The organism is Pseudomonas neuropathica, assembly GCF_051174785.1.
In the GTDB taxonomy this organism is placed as follows: domain Bacteria; phylum Pseudomonadota; class Gammaproteobacteria; order Pseudomonadales; family Pseudomonadaceae; genus Aquipseudomonas; species Aquipseudomonas neuropathica_A.
Map to the genome: position 1 here is coordinate 1,611,283 of NZ_CP195111.1, position 25,181 is coordinate 1,636,463.

General features: G+C 59.0%; 27 protein-coding genes. All 27 read right to left on the minus strand.

Annotation, left to right across the window (positions count from 1 at the left end; translation table 11 throughout):
* Positions 1-81: 81 nt before the first annotated feature.
* On the minus strand, positions 82-1,011 hold the full coding sequence (locus ACRRSD_RS07255; protein ID WP_435037647.1) for a PfkB family carbohydrate kinase: 930 nt from the start codon (positions 1,009-1,011) through the stop codon (positions 82-84).
* The gene (locus tag ACRRSD_RS07260; RefSeq protein WP_223027102.1) at positions 1,004-2,470 is read right to left on the minus strand and encodes a purine-cytosine permease family protein; all 1,467 of its coding nucleotides are present in this window, start codon (positions 2,468-2,470) and stop codon (positions 1,004-1,006) included. The genes ACRRSD_RS07255 and ACRRSD_RS07260 overlap by 8 nt, the downstream gene beginning before the upstream one ends.
* A gap of 213 nt (positions 2,471-2,683) precedes the next feature.
* Positions 2,684-3,682 (minus strand): ADP-ribosylglycohydrolase family protein, encoded by a 999-nt coding sequence (locus ACRRSD_RS07265; RefSeq protein WP_435037648.1) that lies wholly within the window; start codon positions 3,680-3,682, stop codon positions 2,684-2,686.
* A complete protein-coding gene (locus ACRRSD_RS07270; RefSeq protein WP_435037649.1) occupies positions 3,679-4,392 on the minus strand; it encodes a GntR family transcriptional regulator in 714 nt (237 codons plus the stop codon). The genes ACRRSD_RS07265 and ACRRSD_RS07270 overlap by 4 nt, the downstream gene beginning before the upstream one ends.
* Before the next feature lie 435 nt (positions 4,393-4,827).
* On the minus strand, positions 4,828-5,796 hold the full coding sequence (gene araH, locus ACRRSD_RS07275; protein ID WP_261736494.1) for an L-arabinose ABC transporter permease AraH: 969 nt from the start codon (positions 5,794-5,796) through the stop codon (positions 4,828-4,830).
* A gap of 12 nt (positions 5,797-5,808) precedes the next feature.
* Complete coding sequence (araG, locus tag ACRRSD_RS07280) at positions 5,809-7,353, minus strand: L-arabinose ABC transporter ATP-binding protein AraG (RefSeq protein ID WP_435037650.1); 1,545 nt, start codon at positions 7,351-7,353, stop codon at positions 5,809-5,811.
* A 53-nt stretch (positions 7,354-7,406) separates the two neighbouring features.
* Entirely contained in the window at positions 7,407-8,411 is a 1,005-nt protein-coding gene (locus tag ACRRSD_RS07285; protein WP_435037651.1) for a substrate-binding domain-containing protein, read from the minus strand.
* Between the two features lie 137 nt (positions 8,412-8,548).
* Positions 8,549-9,367: an SDR family oxidoreductase gene (locus ACRRSD_RS07290; RefSeq protein WP_435037652.1), complete on the minus strand. Its 819-nt coding sequence runs from the start codon at positions 9,365-9,367 to the stop codon at positions 8,549-8,551.
* 271 nt (positions 9,368-9,638) lie between these two features.
* A complete protein-coding gene (locus ACRRSD_RS07295) occupies positions 9,639-10,514 on the minus strand; it encodes an SMP-30/gluconolactonase/LRE family protein (protein ID WP_435037653.1) in 876 nt (291 codons plus the stop codon).
* Between the two features lie 132 nt (positions 10,515-10,646).
* A complete protein-coding gene (locus ACRRSD_RS07300) occupies positions 10,647-11,363 on the minus strand; it encodes a FadR/GntR family transcriptional regulator (protein ID WP_127929329.1) in 717 nt (238 codons plus the stop codon).
* 134 nt (positions 11,364-11,497) lie between these two features.
* A complete protein-coding gene (locus ACRRSD_RS07305) occupies positions 11,498-12,058 on the minus strand; it encodes a DUF1285 domain-containing protein (RefSeq protein ID WP_435037654.1) in 561 nt (186 codons plus the stop codon).
* Positions 12,059-12,073: 15 nt separating this feature from the next.
* Positions 12,074-12,679, minus strand: coding sequence for a DUF4823 domain-containing protein (locus ACRRSD_RS07310; protein ID WP_007908280.1), 606 nt, complete (start codon positions 12,677-12,679; stop codon positions 12,074-12,076).
* Between the two features lie 170 nt (positions 12,680-12,849).
* Positions 12,850-13,818: a GTP 3',8-cyclase MoaA gene (locus ACRRSD_RS07315; RefSeq protein ID WP_034155348.1), complete on the minus strand. Its 969-nt coding sequence runs from the start codon at positions 13,816-13,818 to the stop codon at positions 12,850-12,852.
* A 137-nt stretch (positions 13,819-13,955) separates the two neighbouring features.
* The gene (locus ACRRSD_RS07320; protein WP_007950805.1) at positions 13,956-14,594 is read right to left on the minus strand and encodes a TetR/AcrR family transcriptional regulator; all 639 of its coding nucleotides are present in this window, start codon (positions 14,592-14,594) and stop codon (positions 13,956-13,958) included.
* Positions 14,595-14,945: 351 nt separating this feature from the next.
* On the minus strand, positions 14,946-15,737 hold the full coding sequence (locus ACRRSD_RS07325; protein WP_435037655.1) for a TatD family hydrolase: 792 nt from the start codon (positions 15,735-15,737) through the stop codon (positions 14,946-14,948).
* Positions 15,738-15,752: 15 nt separating this feature from the next.
* Positions 15,753-16,109, minus strand: a complete 357-nt coding sequence (locus ACRRSD_RS07330) for a PilZ domain-containing protein (protein ID WP_007950801.1) — start codon at positions 16,107-16,109, stop codon at positions 15,753-15,755.
* A 42-nt stretch (positions 16,110-16,151) separates the two neighbouring features.
* Positions 16,152-17,135 carry a DNA polymerase III subunit delta' gene (locus ACRRSD_RS07335; protein WP_435037656.1) on the minus strand — a complete coding sequence of 328 codons (984 nt, stop codon included), beginning with the start codon at positions 17,133-17,135 and terminating at the stop codon, positions 16,152-16,154.
* On the minus strand, positions 17,128-17,760 hold the full coding sequence (tmk, locus tag ACRRSD_RS07340; protein WP_435037657.1) for a dTMP kinase: 633 nt from the start codon (positions 17,758-17,760) through the stop codon (positions 17,128-17,130). The genes ACRRSD_RS07335 and tmk overlap by 8 nt, the downstream gene beginning before the upstream one ends.
* 19 nt (positions 17,761-17,779) lie before the next feature.
* The gene (gene mltG, locus ACRRSD_RS07345; protein ID WP_435037658.1) at positions 17,780-18,961 is read right to left on the minus strand and encodes an endolytic transglycosylase MltG; all 1,182 of its coding nucleotides are present in this window, start codon (positions 18,959-18,961) and stop codon (positions 17,780-17,782) included.
* A 3-nt stretch (positions 18,962-18,964) separates the two neighbouring features.
* The gene (gene pabC / locus ACRRSD_RS07350) at positions 18,965-19,780 is read right to left on the minus strand and encodes an aminodeoxychorismate lyase (protein WP_435037659.1); all 816 of its coding nucleotides are present in this window, start codon (positions 19,778-19,780) and stop codon (positions 18,965-18,967) included.
* Entirely contained in the window at positions 19,780-21,024 is a 1,245-nt protein-coding gene (gene fabF / locus ACRRSD_RS07355) for a beta-ketoacyl-ACP synthase II (RefSeq protein WP_435037660.1), read from the minus strand. Before fabF ends, pabC begins: the two co-directional genes overlap by 1 nt.
* A gap of 111 nt (positions 21,025-21,135) precedes the next feature.
* On the minus strand, positions 21,136-21,372 hold the full coding sequence (gene acpP, locus ACRRSD_RS07360; RefSeq protein WP_003175607.1) for an acyl carrier protein: 237 nt from the start codon (positions 21,370-21,372) through the stop codon (positions 21,136-21,138).
* Positions 21,373-21,568: 196 nt separating this feature from the next.
* Positions 21,569-22,312 (minus strand): 3-oxoacyl-ACP reductase FabG, encoded by a 744-nt coding sequence (gene fabG / locus ACRRSD_RS07365; RefSeq protein WP_038364479.1) that lies wholly within the window; start codon positions 22,310-22,312, stop codon positions 21,569-21,571.
* A gap of 16 nt (positions 22,313-22,328) precedes the next feature.
* Entirely contained in the window at positions 22,329-23,267 is a 939-nt protein-coding gene (gene fabD / locus ACRRSD_RS07370; protein WP_038364480.1) for an ACP S-malonyltransferase, read from the minus strand.
* 123 nt (positions 23,268-23,390) lie between these two features.
* A complete protein-coding gene (gene plsX / locus ACRRSD_RS07375; RefSeq protein ID WP_435037661.1) occupies positions 23,391-24,401 on the minus strand; it encodes a phosphate acyltransferase PlsX in 1,011 nt (336 codons plus the stop codon).
* Between the two features lie 4 nt (positions 24,402-24,405).
* Positions 24,406-24,588, minus strand: a complete 183-nt coding sequence (gene rpmF, locus ACRRSD_RS07380; RefSeq protein ID WP_003179396.1) for a 50S ribosomal protein L32 — start codon at positions 24,586-24,588, stop codon at positions 24,406-24,408.
* A gap of 13 nt (positions 24,589-24,601) precedes the next feature.
* Complete coding sequence (locus tag ACRRSD_RS07385) at positions 24,602-25,129, minus strand: YceD family protein (protein ID WP_038364482.1); 528 nt, start codon at positions 25,127-25,129, stop codon at positions 24,602-24,604.
* Positions 25,130-25,181 lie beyond the last annotated feature (52 nt).

The following is a 25,181-nucleotide window of genomic DNA, read 5'->3' on the forward strand; positions in this document are numbered from 1 at the left end:
TGGCCCCTTCGCGAGCAAGCTCGCTCCCACATTGGAATACATTTCAAATGTGGGAGCGAGCTTGCTCGCGAAAGCTATCTATCAGGCGGCGCCGGACTCGCGGATAAACGCATCCACTTCAGCCGCCCCCGGCGATGTCGCCGGCCCCCAGCGTGTCACTGCCAACGCCGCTGCCGCATTCGCCCGCAGCGCCGCATCATGCGCAGACAAACCCTGCGCCAACCCGGCAACAAACACCCCGGCATGCGCATCACCCGCGCCATTGCTGTCCACGGCTTTCACGGCAAACCCCGGCACATGCTGACGCTCGTTGGCCTGTTTAATCCAGCAACCCTGCGGCCCGTCACGCACGATCATTAACACCTTTTCGGGCAGATGCTCAGCCAGCCGATCCAGCGCGACCGCGATGTCTTCAGCCCCGGTAAACCGCAGCGCTTCAACACTGTTGCTGGTCCAAACATCAATGCGCGGCAGCAACGCTTTCATCAGCGACGAATCCGGCGACTCCACCAACGGGCCCGGATCGAACACCACGCTGATTGTCACCGGCAACGCCAACGTCCAATCGAGCAATGCCTGCGCTTTGCCTTCGTGGAGCAGGCTGTAGCCGCTGAGATAAACGTAATCGCCCGCCTCGGCCGCGACGCCGTTCAAATCCTCTTCAGTCACCTCACCTTCAGCGCCGATATAAGAAATGAAGCTGCGCTCGGCCGACGCATCGGTCAGCGCCACACACAAACCGGTGTCTTTCAGTGCGGGTTGGGTGATGCCGATGTGAATCCCCTCGGCATTCATCGCCTGACGCGCCAGATCGCCGAAACGTCCGGTGCCATGCCGGCCAAGATAAACCACCGGCAAACCATTACGCACCGCCGCCGCCATCACGTTGAATCCGCCACCCGCTTCAAAACCAGCCGACTGCGCCAGCACATCACCGCCTATCTGCGGCAGCTTATCCACGGCCATGACCAGGTCGATGATGACCTGGCCGGTGTGCAACATCTTAGGCATGAGCATTCTCGGTTTGCGCGGCGCGGCGATCTTTCGCCCCGCCGAGGACGAAGTAAATGCCACCGGCCACGACAAAGGTCACGATCCAGCCAAGGCCGTTATGGCCTAGCCATGAGTCGGACAGGAAGCCTTTGAACCAGACGTTCTCGGCAGTGGTGCCGATGGTGGTAAAGCTGAAGCCGAGGACGATGGCAATCGCCCACGCGCCAAATGCACGCCATTCGATACCGCCGCGATACCAATAGGCACTGCTTGGGCTGACGTCGAGCAAATCTGTCGGGCTGTAGTAGTGACGGTGAATCAGGTCCACCACGAAGATCCCGACCCACGCGGTGATCGGCACCGCCAGCAGGGAAATGAAGGTAATGAACGGACCGTAGAAGCTGTCGGCGATCAGCATGAAGTAGATCGAACCGGCGAAGATCGCGACGATATCCACTACCACGGCGTAGACGCGTTTGACCTTCAAGCCAAGGGTCAGCGTGGTCAAACCGGCGGAGTAAACAGACAGGTTGTTCGACAACAGCAGGCCACCGAATGCGGTGATCAGGTACGGCACGGCCATCCACGTTGGCAGCATGTCGCGGATCGCCACGATCGGGTCAGTCGCCGAAGCAAGATCGTTATTGCCCACCGACAGCAGCCCGCCGAGGGTGATCAGCAACACCAGTGGAATGCCCGCGCCGAATGCAGCGGATGCAACCAGACGCACGGCTTTGACGCTGCGATGCTGATAGCGCGACATGTCAGCGCCAGCGTTGGCCCAACCAATCCCGGTGCCTGCAGCCATGGTGCCGATACCAATGATCATTGCGCTCATCGGCGCGGGCGTGGCGTTGAACACCGCGCTCCAGTCGATGGTCGCGCAGAGGAAACCGCCGACGAGAATGTTCAGCGCACCGAAGACGTAGGTCGCCCACTTCTGGATCACCAACAAAGTCGCATGGCCGAGGCCGGAAACCGACAAGGTCAGCAGGACGAAAATCGCGATGAAGATCAGCGTCAGTATCGGCGCGCTTTTCGCTTCCACTGGCGAGCCGAACAGGATCGAGCACAGCGACAGCAATACGAATGCGGCGGTAGTGGTGTTGACCGTTTCCCAACCCAGGCGCGACATCAGCGAGACCAGCGTCGGGCCGATATTGCCGCGTACGCCGAAGATCGCCCGCGACAGCGTCAGGCTCGGCGCGCGGCCACGGCGACCGGCAATCGAGATGATCCCGACCACCGCGAACGAACCGGCAGCGCCGATGATTGCAACGATGATCGCCTGCCAGATCGCCAGCCCGCGAAACGCCACCAGCGTGGCGCCCAGCGGCAGGCCGAGGATGGAAATGTTGGCAGCGAACCAGACCCAGAACAGTTGCAGCGGATGGCCGTTACACTCGGCTTCCGGAACCGGTTCGATGCCGCGGGTTTCCAGTTGCCCGGCGCTTTGCCCGGCGTTTGATGAACTCATGAAGGTGCTCCTGTTTGCCTTTATTGTGGTTGTGGCAATGATGCAAAACGACAAGACATCGCGGCCTTCCTCGGCCTGTCTGCGCGATCCATTGCGGGTAAGTATTCAAGATTTGCAGTGCGGCCTTCGCGAGCAGGCTCGCTCCCACACTGGATTTGTGGCGTTCGCATAAACCCTGTGGGAGCGAGCCTGCTCGCGAAGACGTCAGCCCGATCAACGCAACGCCAACAGCCCCTGCACCAACGGCTCAAGCTCCAGATGATTAACGGCCTTAACCGTCTCGATCATGTCGCCAGGCCAGCTCTCAAGACCCAGGCAGGCTCCCAGCATCGCGCCGAGAATCGCCGCGATGGTGTCAGTGTCACCGCCAAGGCTGGCAGCCATGCACAGCGCATCAAACGCGCTCATCTCACCCACCGCCACTTGCTGCGCCAGCGCGAACGAGACCACCACCGACTCCTGCGATGCCACCGAAGTGCCGATCACGTCGTAGAGCAGATCCGCCAGCAGCGCTTTGTCGCTATCAACACTGATGCTGCGCGCCCAACTGATCCGCGAACCGATGCGACCACCGGCGACCCAGTGACCGTGCGCCTCCGCTTGCTGAGCGATTTGCTGGCCGAGGTTGAGCGCCTCGCCCAGATCCACGCCATTGATGCCGGCAGACACCACCGCCGCCACCGCCGCAGCACTGGAAATCCCCAACGTGGTGTTATGCGTCACTTGGCAGGCCTGCACCACCGCCGCAATAAAGCGCTCGGGATCGGCAACATCTGCAGCGATCCCCACCGGTGTAATGCGCATCGCCGCGCCGTTGGTGGTGCCGTAACGCCCGGCTTCTTCCGGCGAGTGACCGGCGAGGATCATTTCGATCGCGCGTTTGGTCGACGGCCCGAGCAAGTCCTGCGAGCCCTTGGCCTGCATCTCGGCTTCCCACTCGATCAGGCGTTGCGCAAGGATTGCCGGTTCGATGCGGCCCTTGCCTTCGATCAGCAACTCACCGACCAGAATCGCCTGTTCGGTGTCGTCGGTGATCGAGCCTTTGGGCATGTTCGCGGCGATCGGCTGCAAGGGTCCGGCATCCTGCAGATCGGTAATCTGGCCGAAACGGGTCTTGATGGTTTCGCGGTTCAGCGATTGCGTCGGCATGCCCAGCGCATCACCGAGGGCCAGGCCATAAAACGCACCGAGGGCACGGTTGAGCGCGGTCATTTCGATTCTCCAAATTGCAGGTGCAGACGGAAATGCACCGGGTCGAGCAGGCTTTCGACCAGCTCCATGAAACGGTTCTGGCGGTCGTAAGTGGTACGCAGCGCTTTGAGGAATACCGTGCCTTCTGGCCGGCCGAGCAACTCGGCGTCTTCGGCATTCAACGGTTCGGCGCCGATCCACTGATCGCCGCGCTCGCCGATGTAGCCATAGGCGGCCAGGGTGATGGTCAGGGAATTGTCGATCAGACCGACGCGCGGCAGGCTTTCCAGGCCGCCGGTGGCTGGCATCAAAGAGCGTTCGAGGGAGACCAGCGTGCCTTCGTTGGAGCGGCGGCGACGGTCGAGAGTGATGAATTGGTCAGTGCCGAACCGCGATAGCAGGTCTGGCCGGGTCACGGCTTCCAGACGCAACACTTCGGTATTGATCATCGCCCCGCTATCGGCCAAGGCCTGCGCCCAGCCGCTGCGCTGGTCGAGGGCGACACCGTCGAAAGTGACGATGGAACCGACGCCGCTTTGCGTGGCGATGTAGTTACGCCGTTTCAGTTCGGCCAGCGCTTCGCGCAGCGTGCCTCGGCTGACTTGGAATTCTTGAGCCAACTGATGCTCGCCGGGCAACAGAAAGCCGTCCTCCATGAGGCCGCTTTCGATGCGCCGGACGAGTTCGTCGACCACCCGTTGTTTCTTGTCAAATCGTACCTGTCTAATCATGTACAAATTGATACCCGAAACGGGTACGAACGGGCAAGGAATATTTGGGGATAGTGACGAAAGGCGGGAGAATCAAAAGCCCCTCACCCTAGCCCTCTCCCGGAGGGAGAGGGGACTGAATGGGGGATATTTGGGAGATACATCGACCTGAAAGTACTTCACCGAATCCACAATCGACGACCCCTTTCAGGTCGACGGATCACCTCGGTCGGCCCTTCCCCTCACCCTAGCCCTCTCCCAAAGGGAGAGGGGACTGAATGTGGGATATTTGGGAGATACATCGACCTGAAAGTGCTTCACCGAATCTACAATCGACCTGAAAGCGCCTTGCTGAATCCATAATCAACACAATCTTTCAGGTCGATGTATCACGCAAGACACCTCGGTCGGCTCCCTCTCCCTCCGGGAGAGGGCTGGGGTGAGGGGCTCTTGATTTTAGCGTTGCTTCAGACGGTCAATCACGACGGCCAACAGCAGGATCGACCCACGAATCACATACTGATAAAACGTATCGATATTCTTCAGGTTCATCGCATTCTCAATGATCGCCAGAATCAACACCCCGGCAATCACATGACGAATCATGCCGATCCCGCCGCTCAACGACACCCCGCCCAACACGCAAGCCGAGATCACCGTCAGTTCAAAACCCTGACCAATCATCGGCTGCCCCGAGGTCATCCGCGACGCCAGAATCACCCCCGCCAGCGCACCAATCACCCCATGCACGGCAAAGATAATGATCTTGGTCCGATCAACGTTCACACCCGCCAGCAACGCCGCTTCCTGGTTACCACCAATGGCCATGGTGTTGCGCCCGTAGGTGGTGTAATTCAGCAGCCAGCCAAAAAACAGAAAGCAAACGATGGTGATCAGAATCGGCACCGGCACACCAAACAATTGGCCGTTACCAAACACGAAGAACGATTCCTGCGACACGCCCACCGCCTTACCGTTGGCAAAGATGTAAGCCAGACCGCGAACAATCTGCATGGTCGCCAACGTGGTGATCAACGCATTGACGCGTAACTTCGCAATCACAATCCCGTTGATCAGCCCGACAATCAGGCCCATCACCAACGCTGCACTGACACCGAGAAACACACTGTCGGTGTCACGCATCACCACCGCCGCGACCACGCCAGCGCAGGCAATCACCGAGCCTACCGACAAGTCGAAATGCCCCGACGCCAGGCAATACAACATTGTGCACGCGGCAATCCCGGTGGTAGAAATCGCCAGGCCCAGGCCACGCATGTTCAGCGGCGAAAGGAAGTTGTCGATCAGCAGCGTACAGGCAACGAAAATGCCCACCGCCGCCAGCAGCATTACCCAGTCATCAAGGAAGCGGCGCATGTCCAGCGGTTTGCGCTCTTTGGGCAGGGTTTCGTTTTGGGTTGTCATCATAGTCACCTCTCAGTTCGCCACGCCGTCAGCGCGGTGGCGCGGCAAAGCCAGTTGCAGCAAGTTGGATTCATTGGCCTGGTCGCGGCTGATTTCGCCGCGCAGGGCGCCTTCGCAAAGCACCAGAATGCGGTCGGAAATACCCATCACTTCCATCAGATCACTGGACACCACGATCACCGAAATGCCGTCGGCGGCGAGGTTATGGATGATCTGGTAGATCTCCGCTTTCGCACCGATGTCGATGCCGCGCGTCGGTTCGTCGAGCAGCAAGACCTTCATCGGCATCGACAACCAACGACCGAGAATGGCCTTCTGTTGGTTGCCACCGGAAAGGAATTTGATCTGCTGGCCGGCGTGCGGGGTTTTCACTTTCAGGGCTTTGATCTGTTTGTCGGCGTTGCCCTTTTCCCACAGACCGCGAATCAGGCAACCGAGACCCGAATGCGCGCCGCGTGCACTGATGTTGATGTTCTCGGCGACGCTGGCCAGCGGGATGATGCCTTCCTTCTTGCGATCTTCCGGACACAGCAGAATCCCCGCCGCAATCGCGTCACGCGGTGAGCGCAATTTGAGCTCATGGCCACGCAATTCGAGGCGTCCGGCCGTGTTGCGTTCCAGCCCGCTGAGCAGACGAAACAACTCGGTGCGCCCTGCCCCGACCAGTCCGAACAGACCAAGGATTTCACCTTTGTGCGCCTCGAAACTGATCGGCTCGCGCAGGCCCGGGCCGAGCAGCCCAGATACCTTCAGCGCCACGGCGCCGCGTGGACGATGGCGGTAATCGTAGATGTCCTGAATGTCGCGGCCGACCATGCAGGTCACCAGTTGATCATGGGTCAACTGGCTCATGTCCTCGAAAGTGCGCACGTAGCGACCGTCCTTGAACACCGTCACCGCGTCGCAGATGCGGAACACTTCTTCCATGCGATGGGAAACATAGAGCACCACTTTGCCCTCGTCACGCAGACGGCCGATGATCGCCATCAAGCGATCGATTTCGCGGGCCGAAAGGCTGCTGGTCGGTTCGTCGAAGGCGATCACATGGGCGCCGCGCGACAGCGCTTTGGCGATTTCCACCAATTGCCGCTGGCCGAGCGACAGGCGTCCGACTTTGGTCTGCGGATCGATTTCATCGGCCAGACCTTTAAGGCAATTCAACGCTTGCTGACGCAGAACGCCGCGATTGATCAAACCGAAACTCGCCGGCAGATGGCCGAGAAACAGGTTTTCGGCGACGGTCATTTCCGGCACCAGATGCAGCTCCTGGTGAATCACTGCGACGCCGCTGCCAATGCTGTCGGCGGTCGATTTGAACGCCATGGTCTGCTCGCCGATCTGCAACTCGCCGCTGCTCGGGATGTAAGCGCCGCCAAGGATTTTCAGCAGGGTCGATTTGCCGGCACCGTTCTCGCCCATCAAGGCATGAACCTGCCCTGGATGGGCGACGAAGCTGATCGCGTCCAGCGCTTTCACGCCGGGAAAGGTTTTGCCGATCCCGCGAAAGCGCAGGCTGCCGCTTGAGCTGTGTTGTTGTGTCTGTACTTGCGCGTGCATAAAGCCACCTCTTCACACCGACATACGGCCCGGCTGCCCGGGCCGTCGCGGCATCAGTTCCACAGGCCGATTTTTTCCAGCTCTTGCTTGAAGTTCTCGCGGGTGATCAGGGTGACGTCGTCCATCGCGGTGTACTTCGGCGGTTCTTTGCCGGTGGTGACCCACTCGTACATCATCTCTGCGGTCTTGTAGCCTTCGATGTGCGGGCTTGGCAGCATCGAACCGAAGAAACCGCTGTTGGGCTTTTTCAGTTCGCCGATGGCGTCAGTGCCGTTGATGCCGATGCCGATCACGTTGGTCGCGGCAAAACCGGCGGCTTCGGTCGCGCGTACGCCGCCAAGCACGGTGTTGTCGTTCATACCACCGATGATCAGGTTTTTTGCGCCGCTCGGCAGTTTCACCAGCGCCGAGTTGGTGGCGTCCATGCTGCCCGGCACATCGAGGGTTTTCAGCGCGGCGAACAGAATGTGGTCTTTCGGCAGGCCGGCGTCTTCGAGGGACTTCACCGAGCCGTCGGTGCGTTTCTTGCCGGTATCGAGTTCGTTGTAGGTGTTAACCACCGCGTAGGTGTCTTTCCAGTCCCAGTTACGCTTTTTCGCTTCGGCGACCATCGCGTTGCCCTGCTTCTGGCCGACTTCGAACGCGGCCATGCCGAGGTATGGCACGTCTTCCATGAATTTGCCGTTGGCGTCGACGAAACGGTCATCGACGGCAATCACTTTCAGGTCGTTGAGTTTGGCTTTGGCCATGATCGCCGGGCCGAGCGACACGTCCGGCGGGCAAATGACGAAGCCCTTGGCGCCGTTGGCGGCAAGGCTGTCGATGGCCGAGAGGGTTTTCTCGCCATCCGGCACGGCAATCTTGATCAGTTCAAAGCCCTTGTCCTTGGCGGCTTTCTCGGCAAAGGCCCACTCGGTCTGGAACCACGGTTCTTCCGCCTGCTTGACCAGGAAACCAATTTTCACGGTGTCGGCAGCGAGCAGCGCGCTGCTCAGGCTGAACGCGGTGACCGCTAGGGCGGTACTGCACAGGGTACGAATCCCGAAACGACGTTTCATAAGCTGACTCCTTGTTATTTTTTTTGAGCAATGTTTGAAAAGCGTTAAAGCGTGTTCCTGCAAAAATCTTCTGACAATAGTCATATCGTATGATGATTGGATTGCAAACGGATTTATCCGCGTGAAAGCCGCTGTGCTCAGTCGTGGTACATCACCGAGCGACCACCATCGATGGTGATGCATGACGCATTGATGAACGGTGCTTCATCGCTGGCCAGAAACACCGCCGTCATCGCCACTTCGAGCGGCTGACCGATGCGTTTCGGCGGGTGCAGATCGAAGGCGCGCTGACGCTCGGCGTGCGGGTCGGCGAAACCGTTCCAGTAATCGACGTTCAGTTGCGTTTCGATATAGCCCGGGGCGATGGCGTTGACGCGAATGCCTTTCGCGGCGTACTCGATGCCGAGTGCGCGGGTCAGGCCGAGCAAACCGTGTTTGGCCACCGGGTACGGGAAACAGCCGGGAATGATGTGGCTGGAATGGGTCGACGCGATATTGATGATGCTGCCAACGCCCTGTTCGATCATCTGCGGCAGTACCGCTTTACAACCGAACCAGGCGCCGTCCAGATCGATGGCGAAGCAGCGACGCCAGTCTTCTTCAGTCATCTCCAGCGGATCACGGAACACGTTGACCCCGGCACAGTTGATCAGCACATCGATGCGCCCGTGCAGTTCAACGGCACGCTTGGCCATGGCGTGCAGATCGGGCTGACGCGAGACATCTGCCTGCAGCGCTTGCACGTCGTACCCCTGCTCACGCCAATGGGTGGCAACCTTTTCGACCTTATCAGCCTGAATATCGCTGATCAGCAGTTTCGCTTGCTGCGAGGCGCAGGCAGCGACAATGGCTTCGCCGATACCTTGCGCAGCACCGGTGAGCAGCACGACCTTGTTTTTCAGGCGCTCGCCCTTCGGCGGTGCGGGCACCGGCGGCAGGGAAAGAGGTTCAGCCATGGATCAGGACTCCTGTTTCGCAAGCACAAAAAAACCGGGCATCTGCCGATGTCCGGTCTGGAAGGTGGTTGGAACGAAACAGGCAGGCGCGGCCGACGGCATCGAGCCGTTGCGAGACGCGGACTCCACGCGGGAGTGCGATAGACATTCGCTGCATCACTTCACCTGTTTTGTTCTTTTTAAGTGTGAGTGCGTGTTACTGCTGGAGCCGACTATAAACCCGACCGCCGAATAATCTCAATATATAATTTTGCATCCCATATTTTGGGATTTAATTCGCAAACCGCGTACAGAGTTTTCCTGCAACATCCACGCGCATCGACAGCACCGCGCCATCCAATGGATGGTTGTGCGGGCTTTGGGCGCTGGTGATGAACAGGGTTTGCAGGTCTTCACCGCCGAATACACAACTGGTCGGGCGACTGACGGGCAGATCAATTTTGCGATCGACTTTGCCTTCAGGCGTTAACCGCAGCAGGCAACTGCCGTCCCAGCGGGCATTCCAGATGTAGCCTTCGGCATCCATCGCAGAGCCGTCCGGGCCACCCTGCTGGTCGGGGCCGTACCAGACTTGAGCGGCATCAAGGTGGCCGTCGGTGTGAATGAAATAGCGGTGCAGCGTGCTGTCGAGGCTGTCACCGAACAGCAGCGTGGTGCCGTCATCGCTCCACAACAGCGTGTTGGGAATGCCCAGGCCGAGCAACAACGGCGTCACGCGCTTATCCGGATCGATCCGGAACAGGCCACCGGAACGACGGATGATCGGCAAATCTTCGCCCTGCTCACCGATGTTGTTTTGCATGGTGCCGAGCCACAAACGACCTTGGCCATCGCAGCGCGCTTCGTTGGGGCGATTGCCCGGTTGCGGGTCGGCGACGCAGAACAGTGTCAGACGTGGCTCAAGGCCCGGGGAGGCGAGATCGAGGCGGTAGACGCCGCTGCTCAGGGTTACCAGTGCGTCGCCGCTGGCGCAGGGGATGAACGCGGAGACGTGCTCAGGCATCTGCCAGATCTGCACGTTCTGGCCGATCAGACGCAGGGCCTGTTTGCCAGCGATGTCGACCCAGTACAGCGCCTGGGTTGGCGCGTCCCAGAACGGGCCTTCACCGAGTTGGGCGCGGTGTTGGGTCAGGGCGGTCCACGGCATATCAACTCCTCGGATCTTGTTGTTATTTAATGTGGGAGCGAGCCTGCTCGCGAAAGCGTCGTGTCAGTCGATGCATGATTTACCTGATACACCGCCTTCGCGAGCAGGCTCGCTCCCACAGGGAAATTTGTATTAACTGGCTTTTTTGTCGGCCATGACTTTCGGGTAGAAGCGTTTGATCGCCAGATCCGCGTTGTCGATCAGGGTCATGCACGCCCACACCCCGCGCGCGGAATCACGGGCAGCGATGGCGTCGGCCATGTCCTTGTGGATCGGCAAAGTGCGGCGCAGTTCATCCGGGTCGGCCGCAGAAACTTCAAATGACACCGCGAGCAATGCGCCGAGCGCCGGGACCATTTGTTCGATGAATTGATTGTGGCTGGCCGCGAGGATGCATTCGTGGAAGACCTGATCGGCGCGGTTGTAATCGATGCCGCTGTCGACCGCGCGCTCAAGGGCGTTGTAGGCCAGTTGCACCGCCTCGATCTGTTCCAGGGTCGCCCGCTCGCAGGCCCAGCGCACGGCCATGGGTTCGATGGTGCGGCGCAGGTCGAGCAAGTCGTCGACAAAGTTTTCCGGCAGCCCGTTGCGCGACAGCCAACCGACCACTTGCGGATCGAACAGGTTCCAGCGCCGCACCGGCAGCACGCGCGTGCCGACTTTCGGCCCGACTTCGAGCATGCCTTTGGCGACGAGGGTTTTGATTGCTTCGCGAATTACCGTGCGACTGACCCCGAGCTGTTCGCCCAGATCAGCCTCGACCTTGATGGTCTGCCCCGGTTTGACCTGGCCGGCGGCGATCCAGCTGCCCAGCCAGTCAACTGTCGACGCATGAAAACTGCTGGACATGAACACCTCAAAGCGGATCGCGATGGGTGATCAAGCTAATCATCATACGATTAGCTGTCAACGACAAAAAATCGCAGCCTTCGGCAGCTCCTACAGATGTACGCCATGTAGGAGCTGCCGAAGGCTGCGATCTTTTAAGGTTCGAGGCCGATGCGGAAGAACTCGCCGCCGCTCCACACACCGAGCCAGCGCTGGCCGTCGATTTCACGACTCACCGCCAGCTCCACCAGTTGATAGAACACATTGCGATGAATCAGCGCTTCAAGGTTGGTACGCACATGCACGTAGGGCGCTGGCTCTTGCGTCGTCGGATCAATCTCGACGCGGATCGGATGCTCCGGCCCGGCCTCGGCGGTTTCCTCGACGTTGGTGGTGAAGCGCAACAGCTGCGCCTCCCCCTCGCCTTCAACCTCGACCGCAATCGCCACGAACGGCGCATCATCGACCTTGATCCCGACCTTCTCGACTGGCGTGATCAGGAAATAATCATCGCCGTCGCGGCGCATGATCGTGGAGAACAATTTGACCATCGGCTTGCGCCCTATCGGCGTGCCCAGGTAATACCAGGTGCCGTCGCGGGCGATGCGCATGTCGATGTCGCCGCAGAAGTCCGGGTTCCACAAGTGCACCGGCGGCAAGCCTTTGGTTTTCGGGATCTGTCCCAACAGGTCATTGGCTTTTTGCTGGCCACTCATGGCGTTCTCCTTGAATTATTGGTCGCCGACTCCCAACAGACTGCGCGCGTACTGTGCCAGCGGCGGGCCGATCAGGTCTTCGGGTTTGCTGTCGTGGAACGTCAGTAAACCGCCACGACTCTTGATCCGTGCAGTATCAATCAAATACTGGGTGCTGGTCTCGATCAACATGATCTGAATCACGCCGCCATCGATGCCAAGGCGATCAACCGCCTCCTCATCGAGCCATTCATCGGAGTTGCCGATGCGGTCGTCAGCCTTGGCGAAACGGGTGTACAGCAGATAGTGCGCACCGGCATCGCGAGCTTCGCCCATCGCCTGATCGAGGCCTTCCGGCGCGCGAGCACGGCGGACCATCGGGAAGTATTCGACGAAACCTTTGAAGGCTTCTTCTGCAACCACATTCGGTCGCGGATAAGAACCACCCGGCGGCGCGAACGCACCTTGGGCAATGTAGATAAACGAGTCCGGCTGAATGCGGAAATTGTTCACGCGACGGCTATCGCTGTGATCCAGCAAGCCCGCGTCGCTCATCTGGTAGCGAGTGCCTTCGGCCATATCGCTGACAGTCATACAGCCGCCAAGCGCCAAAACGGCCAGCAGCAAAACCAGGCTACGCATCCTATTCCTCCAGAGGCCGGTGACGGAAAACCGGCGAATGGCCGTTGGATGCAGCTTTTGCGCCAGCTCGGGAAATTCGTTGATTGTTGGATCGTATTCGCGAGCAGGCTCGCTCCCACAGGGGGAATACATTCCAGGGTGGGAGCGAGCCTGCTCGCGAAAGCGGTTGATCAGCCGCCGATAATTTTCATCACTGTCGCGCCACCTGAGAACGCCACTTCCTGCTTGTCGCCCAACGCTTTGACCAGCAAACGCTGGAGCGCCGGCAGTGCCTGATGGCGCGGCTTGTCGAGCAGATCACCGACATAATGACGGTTACTCGACGACAGGCAGCCATGCAGCCAACCTGTGGACGACAGGCGCAAACGCGAGCACGTCCGGCAGAACGGCACGCTTTCGTTGGCGATCACGCCAAAGTTGCCCAGGCCGGGTATCGCATAGCGCACGGCGGTGGCGTCTACGGGGGCATCGGTTTGCGCGTACTCGTAGCGTTCGCCAATCAGCTCCAGCAACTGCTGCAGGCTGACGAACTGTTGCAGGAACGCATTGTTGTCCTTGGCCAGATGCCCCATGCGCATCAGCTCGATGAAGCGCAATTCGTATCCACGTTCCAGGCAGTAATCCAGCAACGGCATCACCTGATCAAGGTTCTGTCCGCGCAACGGCACCATATTGACCTTGATCTTCATCCCTGCCGCTTTCGCCTGATCCATCCCATCGAGCACAGTGGCCAGATCGCCGCCACGGGCGATACTGCGGAAAGCACCGGCGTCGAGGGTATCGAGGGACACGTTGATCCGGCGCAGGCCGGCATCTACCAGCAGCGGCAGTTTTTTAGCGAGGAGTTGACCGTTGGTGGTCAGGCTGATGTCGTCCAGGCCCATCTTGCCGACGGCGGTCATGAACGATTCGAGTTTAGGGCTGACCAGCGGTTCGCCGCCGGTGATACGCAACCGTTCAATGCCGGCCGCTTCGATCAGATACGCCACGCCGCGGGCCATGGCTTCGGCCGACAATTCATCCTGCGCAGCCACCAACCGCTTGCCGTTGGGCACGCAGTAGGTACACGCGTAATTGCAGGCTGAGGTCAGACTGATCCGCAAATTGCGAAAACGCCTGCCTTGACGGTCAACGATCATGATCACTCCGGCGAAAGGATTTCGAGCCGCTAAAACTTGACTCACAAATCAAGTTTTAGCAAGCCCTATGCCTGAGTATATTCCTGCGGTACTGCGACATGTAGCGAAATCATGGCGCAATAAGGTAGCTGAATGGCTCAGCTGCTCGGCGTTTCCGGATCGCGCTTGCGCTTGTTGCCCATACGCACACCGATGTCCATCAGGAACTGGAAGAAACCTTCCTGATCTTCCAGGACATTGCTCCAGAACGGCGAGTGATACAGCGCGACAGCGCCGTGCACCAGCGCCCAGGATGCGCAGTAATGGAAGTACGGCGGCACGTCTTCGAGCTTGCCTTCGCTGATGCGGCCCTTGATCAGCAGGGTAAGGCGTTCGAAGTTCGAGGCGCGGATCTTGTGCAGCTCCTCGACCATTTCCGGCACCTGATTGCCTTTTACGACCTTCTCTTCGAGGCGGTCGAACAGGCGATAGCGCTGCGGGTCGCGCATGCGGAATTCGAAGTAGGCGCGGGACAGCGCTTCCTTGTCCTTGTCGACATCGGCCGAATGCAACAGCTCGTTCAAATCGCGCTCGTAATCGAGCATCAGGCGCAGATAGATCTCGGCCTTGGATTTGAAGTGCTTGTAGATCGTGCCTTTGCCGATACCCACGGCATCAGCAATCATCTCGACGGTGACACTGTCTTCACCTTGTTCGAGGAACAGCTTGAGCGCGGTATCGAGAATTTCTTGCTCGCGGCGACGAAACTCACGGACCTTACGAGGTTCTTTGTGCATAAGAAAAGGTCTGAAGGGTCAAAATTCGAAGCCGCGTATTATGCCTAACTTGCGCAAAAATGCACGGATCATCCGACCATATATGTGTTTCTTGTTCATTTTGAGAACGTTTTGGGCGCAATGAGAACTCAACTGAAGCGAACGTATTCCAAATTTGTTTAAAAACCCCGACCGGCTAACTGGACTGCACGCCAGACTGATCAATACTTGAACTGTCGGGCGACATCTCCCCCAAGTGTCGCGTCGATAAAGGTACCAAGGGACCGCGTGCCTTTGTTTTACTCCTAATGGTCTTAACCCGGATTCACCCCCCAGAACCCGGGTTTTTTTTGCCTGCGATTTGACCAGCGGCTACAGGGCAGATTTAACACTCGCCAGCGGAAACAGCCGCTTGAAGTTCTCAGTGGTCTGCTCGGCAAAACGCTCGTAGTTTTCCCCGCGCAGCATCGCCAGGAATTCCGCCACTTCGCGCACGTACTGCGGCAAGTTGGGCTTGCCGCGATAAGGGATCGGCGCCAGATAGGGTGAATCGGTTTCCACCAGCAAGCGATCCGCCGGGACCTTGCTCGCGACATCGCGCAACGCATCGGCATTGCGGAACGTGACGATACCCGACAGGGAAATGTAATAACCCATGTCCAGCGCGGCTTTGGCCATGTCCCAGTCTTCGGTGAAGCAATGCAGCACACCGGCCTGAGGCAACGCCGCTTCGCGCAGCAATTCGAGGGTATCGGCACGGGCGCCACGGGTGTGGATAATTACCGGTTTGCCGGTCTGCTGCGCCGCTTGCAGGTGCAGACGGAATGATTCCTGCTGCAGCTCGGCGGCTTCCGGCTCGTAGTGATAATCCAGACCGGTTTCACCGATCGCCACCACTTTCGGGTGGTTGAGTTCGTGCAGCAGCCAGTCCAGCGCCGGGGCTGCGCCGGGTTGCACATCGAGCGGATGCACGCCGACCGAACAATCGACATCGTCATAACGCTCAGCCAGAGCTTTGACATCGGCGGCGTTGTCAGCACTCACGCCGATGCACAGGAAGTGCCCTACTCCGCGCCCACGGGCCGCATCGAGTGCAGCATCCAGCGAGCCGTCATGGGCGGCGAGGTCGAGGCGATCAAGGTGACAATGGGAATCTACGAGCATAAAAAATACGGCTACTTACATCGTATGAGTGGGACGGTCGGATTTAAGCGCTCCGGCCAAATGGGTTTCGATGCGACTGCGCGCGGTGTTGTCGCCGTCGTTGAACTGCACGCCGACACCGGCAGCGCGATTGCCTTGCGCCCCTTTCGGGGTGATCCAGGCGACCTTGCCGGCCACCGGGATCTTCTCGGCCTCGTCCATCAGGTTGAGCAGCATGAACACCTCGTCACCCAACTTGTAACTTTTGTTGGTCGGGATGAACAAGCCACCGTTCTTGATAAACGGCATGTAAGCGGCGTAAAGCACCGACTTGTCCTTGATGGTCAGGGACAAAATACCGTTACGCGGGCCCGGGCTGACAGGTTCATTCATGTTGACCTCCACTGCTGATGTTCAGAGTCTAGGTACACATTCTTATCTTTGACCAGGCAATCCCGCCCATTGCACCAACAACGCTTCCAGCAGCAAGGCCGGATTGAGGTTGGCCTTGCTCAGGACTTTCTGGCGCTGGGCGAGAATCCAGTCCTGAATCTCGAGGACTTTGCCTTGCGCACTTTTCTGCGCGAGGTACTGCACGACTTTACGCATATCGGTCAGACCGAGACCCGCTTCATCCTGAGTCAATTGATAACGCAGGATCAGGCTAGACCAATCGCAGAACCAGTCGAACAGACGCAGCATCGGAATGCTTTTCCACTCTTCGGCCAGTTGTGTTGGCGATTGCTGCTGCTTGAGCAGTTTTTTCACGCCTTCGACCACTTGTGCACGCTGCTCGCGCACGCCCTGAGACTGCAGACTGACCGCCATCAACGGCGAGCCGGCCGCCAGCGTCAGCAATTCGACACGTTCATCTTCGGAGCAATCCGGCAACGCCTGAGCCAGCCACTGCAGGCTCATCGCTTCGCCGGGCAGCGGACAGGCCTGCTGCACGCAACGACTCTTGATCGTCGGCAGCAAACGACTGGTCTGATGGCTGACCAACAGCAACACGGTATCGCCGGAAGGCTCTTCAAGGCTTTTCAGCAAGGCGTTGGCGGCGTTGATGTTCATCGACTCGACCGGCTCGATCAGCACCACTTTGCGCCCGCCAAGCTGTGCGGTCTGCACCACGAAGCTGACCAGATCGCGCACCTGATCGACCTTGATGGCCTTGTCGGCTTCTTCCGGTTCGAGGATGTAATTATCCGGGTGACTGCCGGCCTTGAGCAGCAGACAGGACTTGCACTCGCCGCAAGCTTCCGGCGTCGGTCGCTGGCACAAGAGACTGGCCATCAGGCGTTCGGCCAATGCTCGCTTGCCGATCCCGGCCGGGCCATGCAGTAGATAGGCGTGAGCGTGCTGCTTACGCCCGGCCAGTTGTTGCCAGAGACTGTCCTGCCATGGATAGGCCTCAGCCACGGGCCAGCTCCAGCAAATTCGGCAGCAAGGTATCCAGCGATTGTTGAACCTTGGCCAACGGCTGGCCGGCATCGATGCGCACATAGCGCGCAGGATCGGCTTCAGCACGTTTCAGAAACGCATTGCGCACCGCCTCGAAAAACGCCCGGCCTTCCAGCTCGAAACGATCCAGACGACCACGGGCACTGGCGCGGGCCAGGCCGATTTCCACCGGCAGATCGAAAATCAGCGTCAGATCCGGGCGCAGATCGCCCTGCACGAAAGTTTCCAGCATTGCGATGCGCTCTAGCGACAGACCGCGCCCGCCACCCTGATAGGCGTAAGTGGAATCGGTGAAGCGATCACACAGCACCACCGCGCCACGGGCCAGCGCCGGACGGATCACTTCAGCCAAGTGCTGAGCACGCGCGGCGAATACCAGTAGCAGCTCGGCGTCCGGGTTCATGACCTCGTCGGCCGGCGCCAGCAGCACATCGCGAATCCGTTCGGCCAATGGCGTGCCACCTGGCTCACGGGTCAGCACCACCTCGATACCGGCGGCGCGCAGGCGCTCGGCGAGGTATTCGCGGTTGGTGCTTTTGCCGGCGCCTTCCGGGCCTTCCAGGGTAATAAACAAGCCAGTCACAGGCAGTCCTTAATCAAAGTCATTGCATGTTTTGTGGGGAGGAGGCTTCCGGTGCCGGGGTCGGCTCAGGCTCTTGCGCGGGAACCTGCGGCAAGGCTTCCGGCGCGGTATCCGGTGATGCCGCAGGAATCGCTTCTTCCGCTGCCGGCGCCGCTTCCGGCGTCACCGTTGGCGCAGGGCTGGAACGGTAATCCGCTCGGCGCTTGAGCTGGTACTCACGCACGGCATTGTTATGCGCGTCGAGATCGTCCGAGAACACATGACTACCGTCGCCACGTGCAACGAAGTACAGACTGCTGCCTTCCACCGGATTCAGCGCTGCGTGAATCGCTTCACGCCCGACCATCGCAATCGGTGTTGGCGGCAACCCGGGAATCACGTAAGTGTTATACGCCGTCGGCTCCTTCAAGTGAGCACGGGTCAGCTTGCCGTTGTAGCGATCGCCCAAACCGTAAATCACCGTCGGATCGGTCTGCAGCTGCATGCCCAGCGCCATGCGGCGTACGAAGACCCCGGCAATCTGACCACGCTCCTGCGGTACGCCGGTTTCCTTTTCGACCAGCGACGCCATGATCAGCGCTTGATACGGTTCGGTATACGGCACATCGGCAGAACGACTTTCCCATTCCTTGGCCAATACTTCGTCGAGACGATCGAAAGCCTTTTTCAGCAGTTCGGCGTCGGACATGCCGCGCACGAAGCGGTAGGTATCGGGGAAAAACCGTCCTTCCGGAAACAGCCCTTTATGGCCGATTTTCGCCATGACGTCGCTGTCGCTCAAACCGTTCAGTGTCTGCTCGATCTTTTCATCTTTGGCCAGTGCGGCGCGCACTTGATGGAAGTTCCAGCCCTCGACCAGCGTCAGGCTGTACTGCACCACTTCACCACGTTTCCACGAATCGATCAGACCATTGACGGTCATGCCCGGCTGCATGCGATATTCACCGCTGTGGATCGGCGTGCCGGCGAGATTGAAACGCCAGTAAACCCGCAGCCAGAACGCATCCTTGATGACGCCATCGGTTTCGAGTCCAAGGAAAGTACGGGTCGGTGTAGAGCCTTTCGGCACATCCAGCAGTTCTTCCTGCTTGATGTTCAAAGGCTGTTCCAGTGCAGAGTGAATCTTCCAGGCGCTGGCGCCCATCAACAGCCCTGCCAGAACCAGTCCGGTTTCCAGCAGCAGCAAAAGTTTACGTCTCACAAATCAGGCATCCAGTAGGGCGCGGGCAATGGTTTGCAGTTTACGGGTGAGCGGGCCAACCGGCCAGCTCAGTGCAGCACAGGCGCGTACCGGCCAGACGCCATACACGCTGTTGCAGACAAATACTTCATCGGCCCATTGCAGCTGTTCGAGGCTGATATCGGCGATTTGCGTGGGGATGGCCAATGACTCGGCCTGAAACAATATTTCGGCGCGCATCACCCCGGCGACGCCGCAACGCTTGAGGTCCGGCGTTATCAGCACACCGTCGCTTACCAGAAACAGATTGCTGAACACGCCCTCGATCACTCGACCGACCTGATCGAGCATCAAGCCTTCGGCGTGCTCACTGTCCTGCCATTCGGCACGGGCGAGAACCTGCTCCAATCGATTGAGATGTTTGAGTCCGGCGAGAAGCGGCTGTTTGGATAGTCGCGTGTTACATGGAAACAGGCGAACGCCTTGTTCAGCATGCACAGCAGGATAAGCCGCCGCAGGATTGCCTTGCAGAATGCGTCGACCCGGCGCTGCGGGATCTGGCGCATAACCACGCAAACCGTCGCCACGGGTGAGGATGAGCTTGAGCACGCCCTCGCCCATCGCTGCCGCATAGCTGAGTAGCTCATGGCGGATCAGCCCAATATCGGCGGCGATGGCCAGACGCAAACAGCCATCGGCCAGTCGCGTCAGATGTCGATCCAGCAAAACGGGCTGGCCGCCACGCACGGCGATCGTCTCGAACAGACCATCACCGTAAGCCAGGCCGCGATCTTTCAGCGACAGACTGTCAGCCGGTTGACCGTCGACCCAGCAGTCCATCAGCCTGCAAACCGGCGGAATGCCAGGGTGCCATTGGTGCCGCCAAAACCGAAGGAGTTGGACAGCACGACATCGATGTCCATGTTGCGCGCAGTGTGCGGCACGAAATCGAGATCGCAGCCTTCGTCCGGCTCATCGAGGTTGATGGTCGGCGGTGCTACCTGGCTGTTGATCGCCAGCACGCTGAAGATCGCTTCAACCGCGCCCGCCGCACCTAACAGGTGACCCGTCATCGATTTGGTCGAGCTCACTGCCAGATTGTAGGCGTGATCACCGAACACGGTCTTGATCGCATTGGCTTCGGCGAGGTCGCCAGCCGAAGTCGAAGTACCGTGAGCGTTGATGTATTGCACTTGATCGGCGTTGATCTTCGCATCGCGCAGCGCGTTGGTGATGCAGCGTGCAGCACCGGCACCATCGGCTGGCGGCGAGGTCATGTGGAACGCATCACCACTGGTGCCGAAGCCGATCAGCTCGGCGTAGATGGTCGCGCCACGCGCCTTGGCGTGTTCCAGCTCTTCGAGAACCAGTGCACCGGCACCGTCGGACAGCACGAAACCGTCACGACCCTTGTCCCAGGGACGGCTCGCGCGGGTTGGTTCGTCATTGCGCGTCGACAACGCACGGGACGCGCCGAAACCGCCCATACCCAGACCACACGCGGCCATTTCGGCACCGCCGGCAATCATCACGTCGGCTTCGTCGTACATGATGTTGCGCGCCGCCATGCCAATGCAGTGCGTACCGGTGGTACACGCCGTGGCGATGGCGTAGTTGGGTCCCTGTGCACCCAGGTGGATGGACAGGAAACCGGAAATCATATTGATGATCGAGCCTGGTACGAAGAATGGCGAAATTCGACGCGGGCCCGTCTCATGCAGAGTACGGCTGGTTTCTTCGATGTTGGTCAGACCGCCGATACCCGAACCCATGGCCACGCCAATGCGTTCACGGTTGGCGTCGGTGACTTCCAGACCAGCGTTGCGTACGGCTTGAAAGCCTGCAGCGAGACCGTACTGAATAAACAGGTCGAGCTTGCGCGCTTCCTTGACCGACAGGTATTCCTCGACATTGAAGCCCTTTACCGAGCCGCCAAAGCGGGTGGAATAGGCAGAAAGGTCGGTGTGTTCGATCAGACCAATGCCACTGCGGCCAGCCAGAATGCCCTGCCAACTGCTCGGCACATCCGTGCCCAGTGGCGACAACATACCCATACCGGTGACTACGACGCGTCTACGCGACACAGCACTCTCCTTTTTCAAATGACGACGACTTTGCATCAGGCCTAAAGAAAAAACCGCACGCCATGATGGCAGTGCGGTTTTTCCATGACAGCAAACAACGATTACAAACTATTACGCCTGGTGGCTAGTAACGTAGTCGATTGCAGCTTGTACAGTAGTGATCTTCTCAGCTTCTTCGTCAGGGATTTCGGTCTCGAATTCCTCTTCCAGAGCCATCACCAGCTCAACGGTGTCAAGGGAGTCGGCACCCAGGTCTTCTACGAAGGAAGCGGTGTTGACCACTTCTTCTTCTTTAACACCCAGTTGCTCGGCAACGATTTTCTTGACGCGCTCTTCGATGGTGCTCATACCTTGTTTTCACTCCTAATGGACAAATTCAGGCAGCTGGCCAGTGGGTAAGTGTATAGAAAGACTTTTCGGTTTTTCAACTGAAAGCTTCACTCCTCAAACCCTGCGACCCTCTGCCTATAAATAGATTGCAGCTTTATAACGGATTTTAGACAGCTCGTATGACATTTTTTTGAAGCAATCCGTCACATTTTACTTACATGTACATCCCACCGTTCACCGGGATTGTAGCCCCAGTGACGTATGCCGCACCGTCGGATGCAAGAAAAGCGACCACGGACGCGATCTCTTGAGCTTGTCCCAGACGACCCAGCGGAATCTGCGTCTGCAAGGCTTCACGCTGTGCTTCAGGCAGCTCGCGCGTCATATCGGTGTCGATAAACCCAGGGGTTACCGAGTTGACCGTAATCGAACGCGAACCGACTTCACGCGCCATCGCACGGCTGAAACCTTCCAGACCGGCCTTGGCGGCTGCATAGTTTACTTGGCCTGCGTTGCCCATGGCACCCACCACCGAGCCAATACTGATAATTCGGCCCCAACGCGCCTTGGTCATGCCGCGCAGAACGCCCTTGGACAGGCGATACAGACTGTTCAGGTTGGTATCGATCACGTCGTACCACTCGTCGTCTTTCATGCGCATCATCAGGTTATCGCGGGTGATGCCGGCATTATTGACCAGGATCGCCACTGGCGCACCGAATTGCTCCTGAATGCCCGCCAGCACTGCGCTGACCGATTCGTCGCTGGTGACGTTGAGTTCGAAACCCGTGCCCTGAATACCGTTTTCCTTCAGGGTCGCGGCAATGCGCTCAGCGCCCGAAGCGGAAGTCGCGGTACCAATGACGATGGCGCCCTGACGACCCAGTTCCAGTGCGATAGCCTGGCCGATACCGCGGCTTGCACCGGTGACCAGTGCAACTTTACCTTGCAGACTCATGCAAGTTTCTCCTGATTCAGGCTTGCGCTGCGCGAGCGGCAGCGAAAGCGTCTGGGGTATTGAGGTTGGAAGTCGCCACGCCTTCGGCGCAACGCTTGTTCAGGCCGGCCAGCACTTTGCCGGGGCCGCATTCGACCAGATTGGTCGCGCCCTTGGCGGCCAGAGTCTGTACCGACTCGACCCAGCGTACTGGCTTGTACAGTTGTTCGAGCAGATCACGCTTGAGGGTTTCCAGATCAGCCGGCACTTGCGCGCTGACGTTCTGAACGACCGGAATCTGCGGCGCCTGCCAGTCAATGGCAGCGATGGATTCGGCAAAGCGCTCGGCAGCCGGACGCATCAGCTCGCAGTGCGACGGCACGCTCACTGGCAACGGCATGGCGCGCTTGGCACCACGCGCCTTGCAGCCTTCGATGGCGCGCTCAACGGCAGCTTTGGCGCCGGCGATGACCACTTGGCCCGGGGAGTTGAAGTTGACCGCGCTGACCACTTCACCTTGCGCAGCTTCAGCGCAGGCAGCCAGCACGTCAGCATCTTCCAGACCGAGGATGGCAGCCATGCCGCCCTGCCCGGCCGGAACCGCTTCCTGCATCAGTTGACCGCGACGCTCAACGAGCTTTACCGCATCAGCCAGTGTCAGGCTGCCAGCAGCGACCAGCGCGCTGTACTCACCCAGGCTGTGACCGGCAACGAATGCCGGACGCGCACCACCTTCGGCCAGCCACAGACGCCACAGGGCGATCGAAGCGGTCAGAATGGCCGGTTGGGTTTTATCGGTTTGATTGAGCTGTTCTTCCGGGCCCTGCTGGGTCAGTGCCCACAGGTCATAGCCCAGAGCCTCAGAGGCTTCTTTGAAAGTTTCGAGGATCAACGGATATTCCGCGCCCAGCTCGGCCAGCATGCCGAGGGACTGCGAACCCTGTCCTGGAAAGACGAATGCGAGGGAAGCAGACATGTAACAAGCCCCTAATGATCTTGTCGTCGGAAAATGACGCCCCGCTTGGGGACGCAAGAAACTGACAGTTGGATGGCCCTTTGAACCGGGCGGTCACATTTAAGCATTGTCCGACGAAAACGCCTAAGACAACAAATCCTCCAGACGACCGTGGAGGCGCTCGGGAAGATTTTCCTGGATCTCGATCAGCGCACGGGAAATAGCACTCTGAAAGCCCTGAACCCCAGCCGAACCGTGACTTTTCACGACAATACCCTGCAATCCGAGAAAGCTTGCGCCGTTATGTCGCGCCGGCGCCAGATCCGCCTGCAAGCGCTTCATCAGCGGCAACGCCAAAGCCCCTACCGCACGGGAAGCCAGATTCTTTTTGAACAGCGCCTCGATGCGCGCCGCAATCATCGTTGCCAGACCTTCGCTGGACTTGAGCAGGATGTTACCGACGAAACCGTCACACACCACGACATCGGCCTCGCCACGATACAAGCCGTCGCCTTCGATAAAGCCGATGTAGTTGATGCCGCGCGCAGCCTGCAACAGCGTCGCCGCCAGTTTGACCTGCTGATTGCCCTTGATGTCTTCGGTGCCGATGTTCAGCAGTGCGACCCGCGGACGATGAATACCCAGCGTCTGCGCCGCCACCGAGCCCATCACCGCAAATTGCAGCAAATGCTCGGCACTGCAATCGACATTGGCGCCCAGATCGAGCAACTGACAATAGCCCTTCTGCGTTGGTATCGCGGCCACCATCGCCGGACGATCAATACCCGGCAACGTTTTCAGCACAAACCGCGACAGCGCCATCAACGCACCGGTATTGCCGGCACTGACACAGGCCTGAGCCTTGCCATCACGCACCAGCTCAAGAGCAACACGCATCGACGAATCCGGTTTGCCGCGCAGAGCCTGGGTCGGCTTTTCGTCCATGGTGATGACTTCGCTGGCCGGGACAATTGTCAGGCGCGCGCGATCGGCAGCCGACTGGCCGTGGATCAATTCTTCAAGAAGGGAGGGTTGACCGACGAGGGTCAGGTGCAGCGAGGGCGTAGCAGAAAGGCAAGCAAGGCTGGCCTGAACAATGCTGCGGGGACCGAAGTCCCCGCCCATTGCGTCAATCGCGATGACTTGAGCGGACAAGTGATTACTCGTCAGCGCCCTTGTCGATCACTTTACGGCCACGGTATACGCCTTCTGGCGATACGTGGTGACGCAGGTGAACTTCACCAGTGGTTTTTTCTACAGACAGGGTGCTAGCCTCGAGAGCGTCGTGCGAACGGCGCATGTCACGGGCAGAGCGGGATTTTTTGTTCTGCTGAACAGCCATAATTGATTAACTCCTAAACGTTTGGGTCACGCTTTAACTGCGCCAATACACTGAACGGGTTGGACCGCGTTACCTCGTCCTCGCTCGGTTCGGGCTCATCTGCTCCCGCCGGCTGCTGGCATTCTTCCGGATGATGAGCAGGCACAATAGGCAAAGCGAGCAAAAGCTCTTCTTCGACCAGTGACTGCAGATCCAATGGATCTTCGCCCAGTTCCAGCACGTCATAACCTTTCGGTAACGACTGGGTATTCGCACCCTCCTTCACCACAGCGTAACTGCATTCGCTATGGATCGGCAGGGTGACCAGCTCAAGACAACGCTGGCAAACCATTTTGACCTCGGTGTCGATAAAGCTGTGGATCACCACAGATTTACGTTCATCTCGTTCAAAAACGAATTTCGCCTGCACCGTACCGACATCGTCGGAAAGCGGGTCGCAGAGTCTCTTCAAATCGGCCAGCAGCAGTTCACCTTGAAGGGTGGTGCCACGGTCAGCCAATTTGCGCGGGTCAACGTGAGGTGGAATCGGGTCATTCAACATAGGCGCAGCATTATAGGGATGCACCCACCCATGTCAAAGGAAATTGTGCCCT